The sequence below is a fragment of the Wohlfahrtiimonas sp. G9077 genome (genome assembly GCF_002252155.1).
Classification (GTDB): Bacteria; Pseudomonadota; Gammaproteobacteria; order Cardiobacteriales; family Wohlfahrtiimonadaceae; genus Wohlfahrtiimonas.
Genome location: NZ_NEFD01000014.1, coordinates 1 through 1,195, shown reverse-complemented (window position 1 = coordinate 1,195; position 1,195 = coordinate 1). Strand labels below are relative to the sequence as shown.

The 1,195-nt window shown below is 37.3% G+C and carries 1 protein-coding gene; it reads left to right on the top strand.

Translation table 11 applies throughout. The features are described from left to right. Positions 1-80 precede the first annotated feature (80 nt). Positions 81-1,156, top strand: a protein-coding gene (locus tag B9T20_RS10060) for an IS3 family transposase (protein ID WP_094490909.1) whose coding sequence is annotated in 2 segments (ribosomal slippage) — positions 81-333 and positions 333-1,156 — 1,077 coding nt in all. Because the reading frame shifts where the segments join, the coding sequence is not laid out codon by codon here. Positions 1,157-1,195: the final 39 nt, after the last annotated feature.

Here is a 1,195-nt window from a genome sequence, read left to right as displayed (position 1 = left end):
GGTAATCCCCCCTAAAAATAATAGGATTCAAAAGTAGAATTTTCGCTTAATATTAATTTAAATAAGTTAGGAGATTCTTAATGAAAACATCTAAATTTACTGATAGCCAAATCATGGCAATTTTAAAACAAGCAGAATCAGGTATTCCTGTCACTGCTCTGTGTCGTGAACATGGAATGAGTAGTGCGACATTTTATAAATGGCGAGCTAAATATGGCGGTATGGATACTGCATTGATGGCAAGATTCAAAGAACTAGAAGCCGAAAATGCTAAGCTAAAAAAAATGTACGCTGAAGAGAGATTAAAAGCTGAGATCATCCAAGAGGCCATGGCAAAAAAGTGGTAAAGCCATCTTGTCGTCGAAAGATGGTTCAGGAGGCAATATTACAAAGATCGGTCAGCATTCGTCTAGCGTGTGTTGCATTTAATATCAGTGAAAAATGTTATCGCTATCAATCAAAACTCAAGAGCGATAATGCTTTGATTGCAGAAAAACTAATTGAGCTGACTGAAGAAAATCGAGATTGGGGATTTGGGCTCTGTTTTGCTTATCTGCGACATGTTGCTCAATACCGTTGGAATCATAAACGTGTTTATCGAATCTATTGTGAACTGGCTTTGAACCTACGAATTAAACCTAAAAGGAGATTAAAAAGACATAAACCTGAACCACTCAAAGAGCCCATTAAGTCCAATCAAGTTTGGTCTTTAGATTTTATGCACGACCAATTAATGGATGGCCGCAAGATCAGATTATTGAACATCATTGATGATTATCGTCGTGAAGGCTTAGCCATTGATGTTGATTTTTCACTGCCAACCATCAGAGTCATTAGAGCATTAAAGCAATTACTAGAATGGCGTGAAAAACCTTCAGTCATTCGATGTGATAATGGTCCTGAGTTTGTCAGCCATCAATTTACAGAATGGGCTAAAGAGAATGGAATACGGATAGAATATATTCAACCAGGAAAACCACAACAAAATGCGTATATCGAGCGTTATAATAGGACTGTGCGTTATAGTTGGTTGAGTCAGAATCTATTTGAAACACTTGAAGAAGTACAAGATTATGCAACTCAATGGCTTTGGCATTATAATCATGAAAGGCCACACCAAGCTAATCAAGGACGACCACCTTTAATGGCTGCTTAACCTCTACTTTTAACTTCGGTTATTTATGGGAGGATTACC